Below are 15,065 nucleotides of genomic sequence, written 5' to 3' on the forward strand. Positions count from 1 at the left end.
CACCGACGCGGACGTCGACGGGGCCCACATCCGGACCCTGCTTTTGACCCTGCTCTATCGGCACATGAAGCCGCTCCTGGAGGCCGGCTACGTGTACGCCGCACAGCCCCCGCTGTACCGCGTCCGCTATCGGGGCGAGACGTACGACGCGATGACCGAGGCGGAACGCGACCGGATCGTCGCGGAGGAGTGCGACGGGAACCCGACGCAGGTCCAGCGGTTCAAGGGGCTCGGCGAGATGAACCCCGAGCAGCTGTGGGACACGACGATGGACCCGGAAAACCGGATCCTCAAGCGGATCACCATCGACGACGCGGCCGCGGCGGACCGCATGTTCAACGTGTTGATGGGTGACGCGGTCGAGCCGCGCAAGCAGTTCATCAAGGAGCACGCGACCGAGGCGGAGTGGGTGGACATATGAGCTCGGACGTCCCCGACGTCGACCCGAACGACGTTCGCGCCGCGCAGGTAACGAACGCCCGCATCGAGGACGAGATGGAGCAGTCGTACATCGACTACGCGATGTCGGTCATCGCGGGTCGCGCGCTCCCCGACGTTCGCGACGGCCTCAAACCCGTCCACCGGCGCATCCTCTACGCGATGCACGAGGCGGGCGTCACGAGCAACTCCGCACACCGCAAGTCCTCCTCCATCGTCGGCGAGACGATGGGTGATTACCACCCGCACGGGGACAGCGCCATCTACGACACGCTCGCGCGGATGGCCCAGGACTTCTCGATGCGGTACCCGCTCGTCGACGGCCAGGGGAACTTCGGCTCCGTCGACGGCGACCCGCCCGCGGCGATGCGGTACACGGAGGCGCGGATGGCTCCGATCGCCGAGGAGCTGCTCGCCGACATCGAGCGCGACACGGTCGATTTCACCGCCAACTACGACGACCGACTCGAGGAGCCCGAGGTGTTGCCCTCGGCGGTGCCGCACCTGCTCGTCAACGGCTCGTCCGGCATCGCGGTCGGCATGTCGACGAACGTCCCGCCGCACAACCTCGGCGAGGTGATAGACGCGACCGTCGAGCTGATCGAGGAGCCCGAGGCCACCGTCGAGGACCTGATGGAGCACGTGGAGGGCCCGGACTTCCCGACGGGCGCGAACATCGTCGGGCGCAACGCGGTCCATAAGGCGTACAAGACGGGTCGGGGGCGGATCCGGGTGCGCGCCGAGTTCGAAGTCGACGAGGAGGAGGGGCGGATCGTCATCTCGGAGCTCCCCTTCCAGCAGAACAAGTCGCGGCTCGTCGAGCGGATCGCCGAGGACGTGAACGAGGGGGCCATAGAGGGGATCCGCGACCTCCGCGACGAGTCCGACCGGGACGGGATCCGCGTCGTCGTCGAGCTCAAACGCGACGCGATGGCGGAGGTCGTCAAGAACCAGCTGCTGGAGAGCCACCTCGAGCGGACCTTCGGCGTGATCAACCTCGCACTGGTCGACGGCTCGCCGCAGGTGCTCGATCTGAAGGAGACGCTGGAACACTACGTCGAACACCGCCGTGACGTGGTCCGTCGGCGCTCCGAACACGAGCTGGCCGAGCGGGAGGACCGCGCACACATCCTCGAGGGGCGGCTGAAGGCCCTCGAGAACGTCGATAGCGTGGTCGAGACGATCCAGGACTCCGAGGACCGCGACGCCGCGAGGGCGGCGTTGGAGGCCGGCTTCGAGTTCTCGGAGGCACAGGCCGAACACATCGTCCGGATGCAGCTCGGGTCGCTCACTTCCTTGGAGACACAGGAGATCGAATCCGAGTACGAGGAGGTCACCGCGCGGATCGAGCGGCTGGAGACGATCCTCGACGATCCCGACGAGCTCGATGCGGTGATAATCGAGGAGCTCGAGGAGATGAAAGCGGAGTACGACGACGAGCGCCGCACGAGCTTCATCGAGGACACCGGATCGGTCACCCACGAGGACCTGATCCCCGAGGAGGAGTGTATCGTCGTCATGAGCGAGGACGACTACATCAAGCGGATGCCCCTCGAGACGTTCCGGGCGCAGAACCGGGGCGGCAAGGGGATCATCGGCGCGGACCTCAAGGAAGGCGACCGCGTCTCCTCGGTGTTCGCGGCCAACTCCCACGACTACCTGCTCGTGTTCACCAACCACGGGCAGATCTACCGGCTGAAGACCTACGAGATCCCGGAGATGTCCCGGACCGCCCGCGGGAAATCCGCCGTGAACCTCCTCGATCTCGACGACGGCGAGGAGATCGAGGCGGTCGTGAACACCGACGACCTCGACGACGACGAGTTCCTCACGATGGTGACCCGCGACGGGTACATCAAGCGGACCGCCGTCGACGAGTTCGGCAACATCCGCTCGACCGGGATCCGGGCGATCCGGCTGGAGGACGGCGACGAACTCGTCGACGTCGAGGTGACCGACGGCGGGACCCACATCGTCATCGGGAGCCGCGACGGGATGGCGATCCGGTTCGACGAGGACGACGTGAGGCCCATGGGCCGGACGGCCCGCGGCGTGATCGGGATCGACCTGCGGGAGGGCGATCGCGTCGCCGGCGTGGCCGCGGTCGACGCCGACTACCACAACTGGGTGCTGACGGTGACCGAGAACGGCTACGGGAAGCGCTCGGACCTCTCGGAGTACCGGCCGCAGTCCCGAAACGGGATGGGGCTCGTCGACATCAAGACCGGGGACCGAAACGGTAGCGTGGTCGCCATCGAGGCGGTGACCTACGGCGATCACCTGATCGCGATGAGCGGGGACGGACAGATCATGCGGACCCGGGTCGAGGAGATCTCGACGGTGAGCCGGAACACGATGGGCGTCATCGTGATGGACCTCGACCCGGACGACGAGGTCGCTTCGGTGGACATCGTTCCGGAGACCGCGTACGCCGAGCCCGCCGAACCCGCCGAACCCGCCGAGATCGAGGCTGCCGAGGTCGGACACGGCGACGACGAGTAGGCTCTTCTCGTGGCCGGCCTTCCGATCGGAGACCGACGTTCAGGAAAGTTACTTACTGTCTCCGCGGAAACGGTCGGTCGAGATGGACGAGTACGAGGCGACGTCCGAGGTGGTCCACGAGCCCGACCCCGAGTTCGCGGCGTCGACGAACGTCGCCGCGTTCATGTGGGAGTACGGGATCGACGACTACGAGGAGCTGATCGCGCGCACCACGTCCGACGTCGAGGGCGAGCCCGAGTCGGGCGTCGACTGGTTCTGGGACGAGGTCGTCGAGTACCTCGACATCGACTTCTACGCCGACTACGACGCGATACGCGATGACACGAACGGCCCGCAGTTCACGGAGTGGTACCCCGGCGGCGAGATAAACGTCGCCCACAACGTGGTCGACCGGCACGCCGCCGTCGATTCGCCGAACCGGAACCGCGTCGCCCTGATCTGGGAGGGTGAGCCGGGCGACGTCCGCGAGGTCACCTTCCACGAGCTCCACCGGCAGAGCAACCGCGTCGCGAACTACCTCGAGTCCGTCGGGATCGAAACGGGCGACACGGTCGGGCTGTACATGCCGATGGTCCCGGAGGTCGTCTCGATCCTCTACGGCTGTCTGAAGGTCGGCGCGATCGCCGTCCCGATCTTCTCGGGGTTCGGAAGGGAGGCGACCGCGACCCGGATCGACGACGCCGAGCCCGCGGTGTTCTTCACCGGCGACGGGTTCTACCGACGCGGGAGCGAGGTTCGGCTGAAAGCCGACGCCGACGCCGCGATCGAATCGACCGACGCCGTCGAACACACGGTGGTCTACGACCGGCTCGGCGCGACGCCCGAAAGCATGGACGGTGGGTCGGATCCGACCGACGGCGACGCCGATCCGGTCCCCTGGAACGCCGACCGCGACGCGACCTGGGAGGACGCCGTGGGGTCACGGTCGCCGGAGTACGAGACGAAACGGCTCCCCTCGAACGCGGAATCGATGCTGCTCTACTCCTCGGGAACGACGGGGACCCCGAAGGGGATCGTCCACACCCACGCGGGCGTGTTGCTCCAGTGTGCCAAGGAGATCCACTTCGGCTTCGATCGGAAGCCCGCGGACCGGTTCTTCTGGGTCTCGGACATCGGCTGGATGATGGGTCCGTGGACGCTGATCGGCAATCACGCCTTCGGCGGGACGGTGTTCATGTACGAGGGCGCGCCCGACCATCCCGAACCCGACCGCTTCTGGGAACTGATCGACCGACACGGGATCACCACCTTCGGCGTCTCGCCGACGGCGATCCGGGCGCTTCGGAAACACGGGGACGAGTGGGTCGAGGACCACGACCTCTCGAGTCTCCGGATCTTAGGCTCCACCGGCGAGCCGTGGGACCCCGAGTCGTGGACGTGGTTCTACGAGGAAGTCGGCGGCGGCGAGTGCCCGATCGTCAACATCTCGGGCGGGACGGAGATCTGCGGCTGCTTCCTGATGCCGATGCCGAACCAGCCGCTGAAGCCGTGTACCCTCGGCGGTCCCGGACTGGGGATGGACGTCGACATCGTCGACGAGAGCGGGGAATCCGTCAAGGACGCCGGCGAGCGCGGCTACCTCGTCGCGCGCGACTCGTGTCCCTCGATGACGAAGAGCCTCTGGTCGGGCGACGAGCGCTACCTCGAGGAGTACTGGTCGACGTTCGAGGGGCTGTGGAACCACGGCGACTTCGCCCAGCGGGACGCGGACGGCTTCTGGTTCCTCCACGGCCGCGCCGACGACGCGCTCAACGTCGCCGGCCGGAAGGTCGGTCCGGCGGAGATCGAGGGCGTGTTGATCGACCACGACGCGGTCAACCAGGCGGCAGCCGTCGGCGTGCCGGACGAGACGACCGGGACCGCCGTCGTCGCGTACGTCGTCCTGGAGCCCGGCGTCGAGCCGACGGAGGCCCTTCGCGAGGAACTCACGGCGCTCGTCGGCGCGGAACACGGCAAACCCTTCCGCCCGCGGGAGGTGCTCTTCGTCGACGCCTTCCCGAAGACGCAGTCCGGGAAGGTCATCCGGCGGGCCATCGGGGCCGTCTACCGCGGTGAGGACCCCGGGGACCTCTCGTCGATGGAGAACCCCGAGGCGCTCGAGGGGCTCCGGGACCCCGACTGAAGAGTCGCTGACCGAAGCCGGTCGAGTCGTCCGGTTCGATCGCGTCGACCGGTCAGTTCGGCACGACGACCTCGGACGCGGCGTCGGCGACCGCGGCGTAATCGGGTTCCTGGCCGTGTTCGTCGGCCAGCCAGCGGTACGCGACGGTTCCGTCGGCGTCGATCACGAACACCGACCGGCGGGCGACGGTGTCGACGCCGTAGTGGTCGAAGTCCGCGATCGCGTCGTACGCCTCGATCGCGCGGTGGTCGGGGTCCGCGACGAGCCCGAAGGGGAGGTCGTACTCCTCGCGGTAGGCGGCGAGCGCGTGCGGGAGGTCCGTGCTGACGCCGAGGACGGTACACGCCTCCGGGAACCGGTCGAACTCGTCGCGGATCGTCCGCATCTCGTCGGTACAGGTGCTCGAGAACGCGGCCGGGAAGAACGCGAGCACGATCGGGCCGTCGCCGACCCGGTCGGCGAGCCGGAACGGTTCGATGTCGTCGGTCACGAGCGAAGCGGCGAAGTCTGGCGCGTCGTCGCCTACGTCGACCATACCCGCGCATGGGTGCGAGCGCGTATATAGCGGACGATCGACGCGGCCCCGATGCGGCCGTAGGGACCCCCCGAAGGCAAAAAGACTATAATCGCTACAGGGTTACGACCGGGTAGAGATGGTAACCGCGATTCCACTGATCGGCGGCATTCCGGCGGGCCCGGAGCTCCTCATAATCCTGCTCGTGTTGGTCCTTCTGTTCGGCGCGAACAAGATCCCGAAGCTCGCGCGGTCGACGGGACAGGCGATGGGCGAGTTCAAGAAGGGCCGCGAGGAGGTCGAGGAGGAACTACAGAAGATGCAGGAGGGCGACATCGACACGGAGATGACGGAGCCGGCGGAGACCACGACGGAGCCGGCAGAGAGCACGACGGAGCCGGCGACCGACGACGACGACGACCTCGAGACCGAGAAGGAACCGAGCACGTAACCGACGATCCGAAACGCTCTCGCTTCTATACCCCCTCTTTCCCCATCTCGGGCGCGTGGCCTAGCGGATAGGGCGAGGGGTTCCTAACCCCTCGATCGCGGGTTCGAATCCCGTCGCGCCCGTTTCCTCACTACGTCCAGTCACGGGCGCGACTGACCCACGCTCGCTTCGTCGCCGGCGCTTCGCGCCGGCTGCCGGAGGGACCGGAGGTCCCTCCCTGTTCGCGTGGATCCCGCCGTGTGCCCGCTATCTGCGAGCGACCGCGAGCACAGCGAGCGGGAATCGCGGCTGGGGCTTTGAAGCGTACTCCGCAGTCTTCTATTACACTTCGTGCAGCCGAACGGCTTGGACTTTGGACGTGTTCACCGCGCCAGCAACGATCGCGTTCTCATCAACCGATCACTCTCGAAACGCCCGTCATACGAGCACGCCGACTGCCTCGGTCGATTCGCAGTCGAATAGTTCGAGAAACGCGTGGTGAACCGTCCGATCACACGACGGCTCGAACGGAATCGAGAGGAGGGACGGAGAAACGTTCCAGAAGGGACAACTCCGGAGGAGTAACCGATCTCGGCGGGTCGAACTCGATGGATTCGGAGTTTTAGGTCGTACGAAAAGTGTTTACATGTTGATAAGATATAAGTAAGTACGGGCCGTAGGTGGAAACGACATGAGTACGCAAAAGGAGACGCGACAGCGCGCCGGCACCGTTGAGGAGAACGCCCTCAGGCTCGAGACCGAGAAGGCCGAACAGATAATCGAGGCGTTGAACTCGGACCTCGCGGACGCGTACGTCCTCTATCACCAGCTCCACAAACACCACTGGAACGTCGAGGGTGCGGAGTTCCTCGACGTCCACGTGTTCCTCCAGGAGGTGTACGAGGACGTCGAGGCGGCCGCCGACGAGGTGGCCGAACGGCTCCAGGCGCTCGGCGGCGTTCCGCACGCCAGCATGACGACGCTCGCCGAGAACGCCACCGTCGAACCGGAGGACGAGGACGTCTACGACGTGCGCACCTCGCTCGCGAACGATCTGGAGATGATGGGCGACATCATCGAGAGCTATCGGCAGCACGTCGAACTCGCGGAGGGGCTCGGCGACTACGCCACCGGCGAGATGCTCCGTGAGCAGCTCGAGACCATCGAGGAACACGCCCACCACATCGAACACTACCTCGAGGACGACAGCCTCGTCGTCGAGTCAGCGACGAACTGACGCGAGTCCCCGAGCTCTCACCGAACGTCAGGTGCGGTGTCGTCGGTTCGGCCGGGAAGCTCCACTTCTATCTCCAAACTCGGCTCTCCGGTCCCTTCGAAGTCGATCTCGAGTTCGACCGGCTCGCCGAACGCGAACGGTAGCTCCCACTCGTCGGTCGCGAGCTGGAGATCGTCGCCGTCCCTGAGCTTCTCGCCCAACTCGACCAGAAACGTCCCCGCATCGCTCGCGTCGAGCCGGTACTCGCGCTCGAAGTTCCGGCCCGACCGGATGAGCGTCGGACCCGACGTCGTCGACGTCGATGGATCTGGCTCACCGTCCGGTTCGCTCTCACCGTCCGGTTCGCTCTCATGGCCCGGTTCGCTCTCGTGGCCCGGTTCGCTCTCGCCCTCGGCTCCGGGGGCGTCGTCGGCCTCGGGAGCGTCGTCGAGTCCGGTCATCGGTTCACGTCGACGGGGTGATCCACGGCGATCCACCCGTCCGTGTTGCCGGATTCGATGAACACCGATCGGCCGGGACGACCCTCACAGATCGTCACGTCCGGCTTCCGGGCCGATTCGGGTTCTCGGTCGGAACCGTGACGGGGCTCGCTGCGGGACTGAGCTCCTGTGGGCATCGAGTCCGTTTAGGCATGCCTAAAACAAAAAGGGTCCGGTCGAGGACGACGAGCGCGCGGGCGAGACGCGTGACTCGCACGTCTCGGACCGTCGATTCACTCCCGTGACGGCAAGGGGGTCGGCACGTCCGGGGAAGCGTTCCCGTCGCTCCGGGTCTCGCGGTCGACGAGGTGGTCAACGAGCCGATCCGCGACGTCCGAGCTCAGCAGCCCGGCCATCTCCATCGCCTCGCGCTCGTGTGCGTCGAGATCGAGGACGTCGCGGAAGAACCACGAGAGCGCGACGTACGTCTCGTGGAGAGCGGCCGCGCGCTCGCGACCCGCGGCGGTCAGGGTCGCCCCGTGGTACGGTTCGAGCTCGACGAGACCGTCGGCCTCGAGCCGCTGGAGCATCTCCGTCGCCGCGGCCGGGGAGCGGTCGACCACCTCCGCGACCCGCCCCGAGGCCACCGGCGGGGCCGATCGGTGTTCCGCGATGTACAACGCGAGGAGGTACTGCGCGGCCCGCGTCACGGGTGCTCGCCCCCTCGCGAGCGCGGGATCGGACCGCATGCGTCGACTTCGAGCGACATCGAATCGAGCGGTATCGAATCCCTCGACACACGATTTAGGCCAACCTAAACACACAAAACGGTTCCGGTTTTTAGGTCGGCCGAAACCGGAGCCAGTGGCGGAAGCGATCGGAGCGGTCACCCCGCACCGCGGTACCGACCCTCAACGGGGATTTTTCCCGGGTCGTGTCGTGGCACCCGGTATGAGCGACGCCGAATCCGGTTCGGGTCCGGACGCCGACCCTCCCACCGCTCCCGACGCCTTCGGTCGGGCGATCCGCGATCACCACCGTGGCGATCGAACCGAACCCCTCCTCCACTCGGACGGCGCGGAGACCGTAGAGCACCCCATCGACTCCTTCTACTTCACGCCGTTCGACCCCGAGGTGGGGACGAACGGGTGGCTCGGCTCCCACCTCCAGGGTCCGCTGCTCGACGTGGGTGCCGGAACCGGCCGACACGCGCTGTACTTCCAGGACCGGTTCGAGACCGTCGCGATCGAGCCGAGCCCGGCGCTCGTGGAGACGATGCGTGAGCGCGGCGTCGCGGACGCTCGCGAGGGAAGCATGTTCGAACTCAGGGAGGGATTCGAGCGCGACCGGTTCGGCTCCGCGCTGTTGAACGGGACCCACCTCGGGCTCGTCGGGTCGATGCGGGGGCTCTCGGCGTTCCTCGACGACCTCGCGTTCGTGACTCGGCCGGACGGGACCGCCGTGGTCGATTGCTACGACCCGGACCACCCCGCCACGAGCGAGGTGATCGGGTACCGGGAGGACCCGACGCCCGGGCTCGCCCACCGGGTGATGTTCTTCGAGTACGAGGGCGAGCGCGACCCGGTCCTCCAACTCCGGCTGTTCAGTCCCGACCGACTCCGGGAGGCTGCCGTCGGAACCGGCTGGGAGGTCGTCGACGTCGCCCGCGGCGACGACGGGTATCACTACCGGGCGGCGCTCTCGAAGCGGTAGTAGTCGAGCCGGCTCCGTTGAAACCTCCAGTGGGAGACGTACACCGCCCGCCGGTGGTCGACACACCACCTTTTTCTCGTCGGATTCCCGGCGCTCACTGCGTTCGCTTCGGGAACCGCTCCTCGAAAACCCTGGAGGGAAAAAGCCGACTCCGCCGTCTTCGACGGCTCCGTCGGTGAACCGCTCACTTCGCTCGCGGATGCTCGATCCCCATTGTTCAATACAGACGAAGCAACGACCTCTTGTAGTGCGGTGGCGCGCCTCCGAGCGCCCGAACGGGCGCGAGGAGCCCGCGAGGGACGCTGCGAACGAAGTGAGCAGCGAGGCTGGGGAGGCGTGAGGTGCGGGGCTGTGCGGGGCGGGGTGGGACACAAAGGGGCAGTCGCCGGCGGCGGAGCCGCCGGCTGCCAGAGGCGCGGAGCGCCTCGCTGCCACGAGGACGAAGTCCGGCGAAGCAAGCACCGCAGGAGCGAACAAAGTGAGCGACGAGGAGCACAACGAGCCGCGCGAGTCCTCGTGGCTGGGGCTTTGACGGTGTTCTCCGCAGGTACGTTTCTTACGTCATACAACCGAGCGGCTGGGGCTTTGGATGTGTTCTTCGCGTCGGAAACGAATTCGTACTGTTAGCTCTCGACGTATATCGGCCGTTTCAGACGAGAACGTGTCCGGAGGGGATCTCAAGGAGCCGAACTCTCCAGCCGCTACCCTCCAACCGCTTAATAGTCGACGTACGCGAGGACGAACGCCACGACGACGGCGCTCACCGCCGCGATCCCGATGAACCCCTCGTCGAAGTAGCCGCGGTCGGCGACCGCGCCGAAGGCCACGGGGCTCAACGCGCCGACCATGATGTAGACCGTGCGCAGCGCGCCCAGTTTCGTCCCCCGCGAGCCGTCCGGAAGCCGGTCGGTCAGGTTGGAAATGACGACGGTTTCGTAGCCGAGGATGGCGCTCGCGAGCACCGTGAGCGCGACGAACGACGGGAGCCCGCTCGCGAGCGGGAGCGCGGCGAGCGTCAGCGCGGTTATCCCCATCATGACCGCCAGCGGGTACCGAACGCCGACGCGGTCGTACGCCCGTCCAGCGACCGGCTTGATCAGGCTCCCGAGCGCGAAGAAGAACCCGAACAGGACGGTCGCGGTCGCCGAGGAGAACCCCTTCACGTCGATCAGGTACGTCGGATAGAAGCCGATGAACGCCTGGACGACCGTCGCCCACAGGACGAGCAGGACGATCGAGTGACGGACGACCGGCCGCCGGAACAGCGGCGCGAGGTCGCCCACCGAGAACGCCTCGCGGAGCGACGCGGTCCCCGAGGGACTGGGCGGGACCGTGAGCCACAGCGCGACCGCCGCGACGACGAAGAGCGGGATCACGAACCCGAAGCCGTACTGCCAGGCGATCGCGCCCGCGAGCACGCCCGCCGCCGGCGGCATCACCGCGTTGCCCACGTCGCCCGCGGCCATCGTCACCCCGGTCGCCGTGCCGAGCCGGTCCGGATAGATGTCCTTGAGGACGGTGAACCTGGAGACGCCGTACGTCGCCGTCCCGAGCCCGAAGAGCGCGGTCCCGACGAACAACAGCGGCGGCGACTCGGCGGTCACGACGAGCGCGAGCATCGCGGCCGCGAGAAGCGAGCTCGCGACGAGCAGCCGCCGCTCGCCCGCCCAGTCGGCGAGCATCCCGCCCGGGAGCTGTCCGACGCCGTAGGCGATCCACAACACGGTCAAAAGCAGGCCCGCGGCCGTGAGCGTGAGCCCGTACGTCGACCGGATCGACGGGAGGAGCGCCGGGTAGATCATCCGGGTGCTGATCGAGAGGAACCAGCCGAACGCGACCGCCGAGAGCGCCCTGCCGCGGCCGTCACCTTGGAGGTCGGCGATCACCTGCCTCGGGACGGAGGCGTAGCGTGCGAGGGATCCCACGACCCGATACACGACGGTTCGAGGCTTGAACGTTCCACTCCCTGAAAGGTTCGCCGGTGGTCGGCGTCTCGCGAACGCCCTCCACGCCGGCGCGTCCTCACCATCGCCACGTCCTCACCAGGTCGTCAACGCGGCCCGGCCGTGGTCGCGGGCCAGCATCGCGAGGAACGCGAGGACGCCGGTGAGCGCGAACGCGCCGCCGACGTGGAACACGGAGGCCATGCTCACTTCGACCATCAGCCACCCGGCGATGAGCGGCCCCGCGACGGATCCGGGCCGCCAGACGAGCTCGCGGATGCCGAAGCTGGAGGCGACGCCGCCCTCGTCGGTCCCCTCGTCCGCGAAGAGCGCCATGCTCGCGGGCTCGCGGAAGGAGTCGGCGACGCCGAGCAGTCCCGAGAACGCGACCAGCGGGAGGTACGCCGGCGGTAATTCGCCGAGGAACGGAAGCGTCACGTCGGTCCCGAGAGCGGTCCCGAGAGCGGGGGCGAAGGGGATACAGATCGCGACCAGCCCGTACGCGCCGCCGCCGGCGAAGACGAAAAGCGATCGGCCGTACCCGTCCGAGAGCCGGCCGGTGAAGAGCTGTCCGACCATGTTCGTCGCCTTCTCGATCGTGACGGTGACCGCGACCGCGGTCGCGCCGACGGCGAGTCCGCCCGAGGCCATCTCGGTCCCGGCGTAGATCGGCACCCACGTCCGGACCATCGTCACGGCGAAGGCGTACTGCGCGCGGAACGCCGTGATCGAGACGATCTTCCGGTTGAACGCGAGGTCGGTGAACGGAAACCCTTCGGTCCGCGTCGGGTCGTGGTCGAGGACGCCCCAGACGATCACCCACGCGAGGACCATGAGTACGGTGATCACGGTGAAGATGGGGCCGAAGCCGACGGCGTCGTAGATCGCGCCGGCCGACAGCGATCCGACGATCGAGGCCGCGAACGAGGCCGCGTTTGCCTTGCCGATCTTGTCGGCACGGGTGCCCACGTCGGCGATCTGGCCGACGATCGAGAGCGTCATCAGCGACGCGCCGGTGACCGCGACCCCCTGAAGCGCGCGGATCAGGACGAACGACCCGGAGGAGTCGACGATCGGGAACAGCGCGTAGACCGCCGCGCCGATCGCGAGGACAACGAGGAGGACCCGCCGCTTGTCGAACCGGTCGCCCGCCCACGCGAGCGGCACCACGGCCACGGTCTGGGCCAGCGTGAACCCGGTGGTGTACATCCCGATGACGAACCCCGCCGAGACGGTCACCCCGAGAACCGTCGTCGCCTGCGGGTCGAGCGTGTTGATGTACGTCGGCAGCAGCGTCAGGAGCGTGATGAACCCGAACCCTTCCGCGAACCGCGTGAGGTAGAGCGCCCAGAACTGCGACCGGTTGTCGGCGTTGCTCACACCTCTACGCCGATCACGGGTTCAAAAGGGGTTACGGTTCGCGGCGGGACGCGCCGGGATTTTTGTCGTCGGGCCGCCTCGGGTCGGGCATGGGAGACCCAGCCTGTGACCGCCGGTTCTGTCCGGAGTGTGACCTCGCCGTCTCGCGTTCCGACGCCGTCTGTCCCGAGTGCGGCGCGCGGATCGATCCCGACGTCGCCTGATCCGCTATCTCGACGCCGCCTGATCTGCTCTCCGCCGGATCAGAAGGTGTCGGCGAACTTGTCGCGCCGGAACAGGTCGACCTCCTGTGCGGTCGATCCGGGGCGCGTCGCCGCGAACGCGACCGCCTCGGCGACCTCCTCGGGCTCGGTGACGCTGCCGGGCTCGAACCGCTCCTCGAACGGCTCGCCCTCCTCGCTGCCGAACTCGGTGCGGACCTCCGAGGGGTTGATCACGGAGACCGCCACGTCGTCGTCGCCGACCTGCGCGGCGACGCTGTGGGCGAACCCCCGAACCCACCACTTGCTCGCGGCGTAGACCGGGTTGAACGGGCGTGGGAACTTCCCGGCGAAGCTCCCGACGACGACGAGGGTCCCCGCGGCCTCCCGCAGGTGCGGGAGGGCCTCGCGGGTGAGGAAGAACGTCCCGTCGACGTTGGTCTCCTGCATCGCGAAGTACTCCTCGTCGGTCATGGTCTCCACGTCGCTCCCGCGGGCCAGTCCCGCGTTGGCGACGACGACGTCGATCCCGCCGAGGCGATCGACGGTCGTCTCGACCGCCGCCGTCGACGTCCCCGGCTCGCGAAGGTCGCCGTCGACGGCGATCGCTTCGACGCCGTACTCCCTTTCGACCGTCTCGGCGATGGCTTCGAGCCGCTCCCGTCGCCGCGCCAACAGCGCGAGGTCCGCGCCGCGGGCGGCGAGCGCGTGGGCGGTCGCCTCGCCGATCCCGGAGCTCGCGCCCGTGATCAGGGCCGTGGCGTCGTCGAGCGTCGTCCCCTCGAGTCCCGTTCCGTCGAACGTCGTAACGTCGGGCGTCGATGTGTCGTCGGTCGTCATGGATGTGGGTCCCCCGTCGGGCGGCGAGGACATAACGGTCGGGTGTGTGGAAGCCCTCCCCCGTGGGTTCAGGAGTTTCGGGAGCCGAACCGACGCCGGACGAACCCCGAAAGCGGGACGAAGTACCCGGAGCCACCGACGGCCACGATCAGCCCGCCGACCGTGTTGAACACCATGTCCGTGACGATGTCGTCGACACCGTAGACGACCAGCGGCGCGTTGATACCGAGTACCTGTGATGCCTGTCCGGACGCGAACTCGAGGAGTTCCCAGACGACGGAGACGGCGAGGACGAACACGACGATGAACATGGGTCGGAAGCTGGCCGGGACGTGGAGTTCCTCCGAGTGCTGCTCGAACCCGTGGAAGGTCGCGTATCCCAGCCCGGCGACGACGATCGCTGAGACCGTGTGCGTCAGGCTGTCGAACCAGGAGAACCACGTGTACGGCCCGAGCGATCCGACGCTGTGGAGACAGACCGCGATGGTGATCCACAGGACCAGCGCGGGACTCATCGTGTACTCGTACTCCCGGCGGATCGCGGCCGGGATCAGCGTGATCCCCAGACTGAACGCGCCGCCGACCGCCATCCCGAGGCGTAGCGTGACGAGCCCGGCGAGACAGAGACCCACCAACACGAACTGTAGCAGCCGGGTCAATAGGCGCTGTTTCCGGTCCGAGAGGCCGACGGCCTCGGAGACGGTCATGATCTCTCCTCCGGGACGACCGGTCGGTGACGCGAACCGACGTGTTCGATACGGTCGAAGTACCACATGAAGAGCTGACCCATGACGAGGCTGACGGCCATGACGGCGACGAGGTCCCACTGGAGTTCAGCCTGTGAGCGGATGAACGAGGTGCCGACCAACTGGTCCGAATAGTAGGTGGCGATCGTCCACCACGACTGGAAGGCGATCGTCGTCATAACGGCGAACCCCACCGCGAAGCGGCGACTCATCTCCACGCCGGTGAACGAGTCGAGCTCGACGACGACCGCGAGCGCGACGGACGAGATGGCGACGTATCCGGAGATCTCCGGAGCGACGCCGAACGTCCGCGCGGTCACGCCGACGGCGACGACCGACCCGAGCGGCCACGGGAGCATCACCCGCCAGTCCCGCCGCCACACCGCCGGAACCACGAGGACGCCGGCAGCGATCAGTGCGAGCAACCCCCCGATCAGCGGCGCCATGAGGAGGCTAACGGCGGCGATCAGGGTCACGACCCCGACGAAGACCCATCCGAGCGTCGCGTTCGTCGTCACGTTTCGAGCGAGCGAGTGTGTGAGAGCCATGATCGGACGTCGTCAGACGACACTCGGTCGTCG

General features: G+C 67.5%; 14 protein-coding genes, 1 tRNA gene and 1 pseudogene. 7 read left to right on the forward strand and 9 right to left on the reverse strand.

All coding sequences use genetic code 11. From position 1 onward, the window contains the following. Window position 1: 1 nt before the first annotated feature. The 3 genes and pseudogenes from F3H10_RS16510 to F3H10_RS08520 all read left to right on the forward strand — a co-directional run. Window positions 2-421, forward strand: a pseudogene (locus F3H10_RS16510) (DNA topoisomerase IV subunit B); the annotation flags it as partial. After that, the gene (gene gyrA / locus F3H10_RS08515) at window positions 418-2,940 is read left to right on the forward strand and encodes a DNA gyrase subunit A (RefSeq protein ID WP_149784354.1); all 2,523 of its coding nucleotides are present in this window, start codon (window positions 418-420) and stop codon (window positions 2,938-2,940) included. The pseudogene F3H10_RS16510 and the gene gyrA, both read left to right, overlap by 4 nt. An 82-nt stretch (window positions 2,941-3,022) precedes the next feature. Further along, window positions 3,023-5,062, forward strand: a complete 2,040-nt coding sequence (locus F3H10_RS08520) for an AMP-binding protein (RefSeq protein WP_149784355.1) — start codon at window positions 3,023-3,025, stop codon at window positions 5,060-5,062. 52 nt (window positions 5,063-5,114) lie between these two features. On the opposite strand, the gene F3H10_RS08525 is transcribed toward F3H10_RS08520, so the two are convergent. Further along, window positions 5,115-5,597: a redoxin domain-containing protein gene (locus tag F3H10_RS08525; protein ID WP_149784356.1), complete on the reverse strand. Its 483-nt coding sequence runs from the start codon at window positions 5,595-5,597 to the stop codon at window positions 5,115-5,117. A 118-nt stretch (window positions 5,598-5,715) separates the two neighbouring features. Here F3H10_RS08525 and F3H10_RS08530 point away from each other — a divergent pair, with 118 nt between their 5' ends. From F3H10_RS08530 to dpsA, 3 genes are all read left to right on the forward strand, one after another. Then, entirely contained in the window at window positions 5,716-6,027 is a 312-nt protein-coding gene (locus F3H10_RS08530) for a Sec-independent protein translocase subunit TatA/TatB (RefSeq protein ID WP_149784357.1), read from the forward strand. A gap of 49 nt (window positions 6,028-6,076) precedes the next feature. Further along, window positions 6,077-6,149: transfer RNA gene (locus F3H10_RS08535), tRNA-Arg, on the forward strand. Between the two features lie 548 nt (window positions 6,150-6,697). After that, the gene (dpsA, locus tag F3H10_RS08540; protein WP_149784358.1) at window positions 6,698-7,243 is read left to right on the forward strand and encodes a DNA starvation/stationary phase protection protein DpsA; all 546 of its coding nucleotides are present in this window, start codon (window positions 6,698-6,700) and stop codon (window positions 7,241-7,243) included. A gap of 17 nt (window positions 7,244-7,260) precedes the next feature. Here dpsA and F3H10_RS16340 read toward each other — a convergent pair whose 3' ends face one another. From F3H10_RS16340 to F3H10_RS08555, 3 genes are all read right to left on the reverse strand, one after another. Beyond that, the gene (locus tag F3H10_RS16340) at window positions 7,261-7,515 is read right to left on the reverse strand and encodes an amphi-Trp domain-containing protein (RefSeq protein ID WP_223174283.1); all 255 of its coding nucleotides are present in this window, start codon (window positions 7,513-7,515) and stop codon (window positions 7,261-7,263) included. Window positions 7,516-7,679: 164 nt separating this feature from the next. Next, window positions 7,680-7,859: a hypothetical protein gene (locus F3H10_RS08550; protein WP_149784360.1), complete on the reverse strand. Its 180-nt coding sequence runs from the start codon at window positions 7,857-7,859 to the stop codon at window positions 7,680-7,682. Window positions 7,860-7,955: 96 nt separating this feature from the next. After that, a complete protein-coding gene (locus F3H10_RS08555; RefSeq protein WP_394349707.1) occupies window positions 7,956-8,411 on the reverse strand; it encodes a metal-dependent transcriptional regulator in 456 nt (151 codons plus the stop codon). Between the two features lie 202 nt (window positions 8,412-8,613). Between F3H10_RS08555 and F3H10_RS08560 the strand changes: the two genes are divergently transcribed. Then, window positions 8,614-9,375 (forward strand): class I SAM-dependent methyltransferase, encoded by a 762-nt coding sequence (locus F3H10_RS08560; protein WP_149784361.1) that lies wholly within the window; start codon window positions 8,614-8,616, stop codon window positions 9,373-9,375. Between the two features lie 716 nt (window positions 9,376-10,091). On the opposite strand, the gene F3H10_RS08565 is transcribed toward F3H10_RS08560, so the two are convergent. The 5 genes from F3H10_RS08565 to F3H10_RS08585 form a co-directional block, all read right to left on the reverse strand. After that, a complete protein-coding gene (locus F3H10_RS08565) occupies window positions 10,092-11,300 on the reverse strand; it encodes an MFS transporter (protein WP_223174275.1) in 1,209 nt (402 codons plus the stop codon). 114 nt (window positions 11,301-11,414) lie between these two features. Beyond that, window positions 11,415-12,698, reverse strand: coding sequence for an MFS transporter (locus F3H10_RS08570; protein ID WP_149784362.1), 1,284 nt, complete (start codon window positions 12,696-12,698; stop codon window positions 11,415-11,417). A gap of 242 nt (window positions 12,699-12,940) precedes the next feature. After that, the gene (locus tag F3H10_RS08575) at window positions 12,941-13,738 is read right to left on the reverse strand and encodes an SDR family oxidoreductase (RefSeq protein ID WP_149784363.1); all 798 of its coding nucleotides are present in this window, start codon (window positions 13,736-13,738) and stop codon (window positions 12,941-12,943) included. Between the two features lie 68 nt (window positions 13,739-13,806). Further along, window positions 13,807-14,445: a hypothetical protein gene (locus F3H10_RS08580; RefSeq protein ID WP_149784364.1), complete on the reverse strand. Its 639-nt coding sequence runs from the start codon at window positions 14,443-14,445 to the stop codon at window positions 13,807-13,809. Continuing rightward, the gene (locus tag F3H10_RS08585; RefSeq protein ID WP_149784365.1) at window positions 14,442-15,032 is read right to left on the reverse strand and encodes a hypothetical protein; all 591 of its coding nucleotides are present in this window, start codon (window positions 15,030-15,032) and stop codon (window positions 14,442-14,444) included. The genes F3H10_RS08580 and F3H10_RS08585 overlap by 4 nt, the downstream gene beginning before the upstream one ends. Window positions 15,033-15,065: the final 33 nt, after the last annotated feature.

Source organism: Halorubrum aquaticum (genome assembly GCF_900113615.1).
Classification (GTDB): Archaea; Halobacteriota; Halobacteria; order Halobacteriales; family Haloferacaceae; genus Halorubrum; species Halorubrum aquaticum.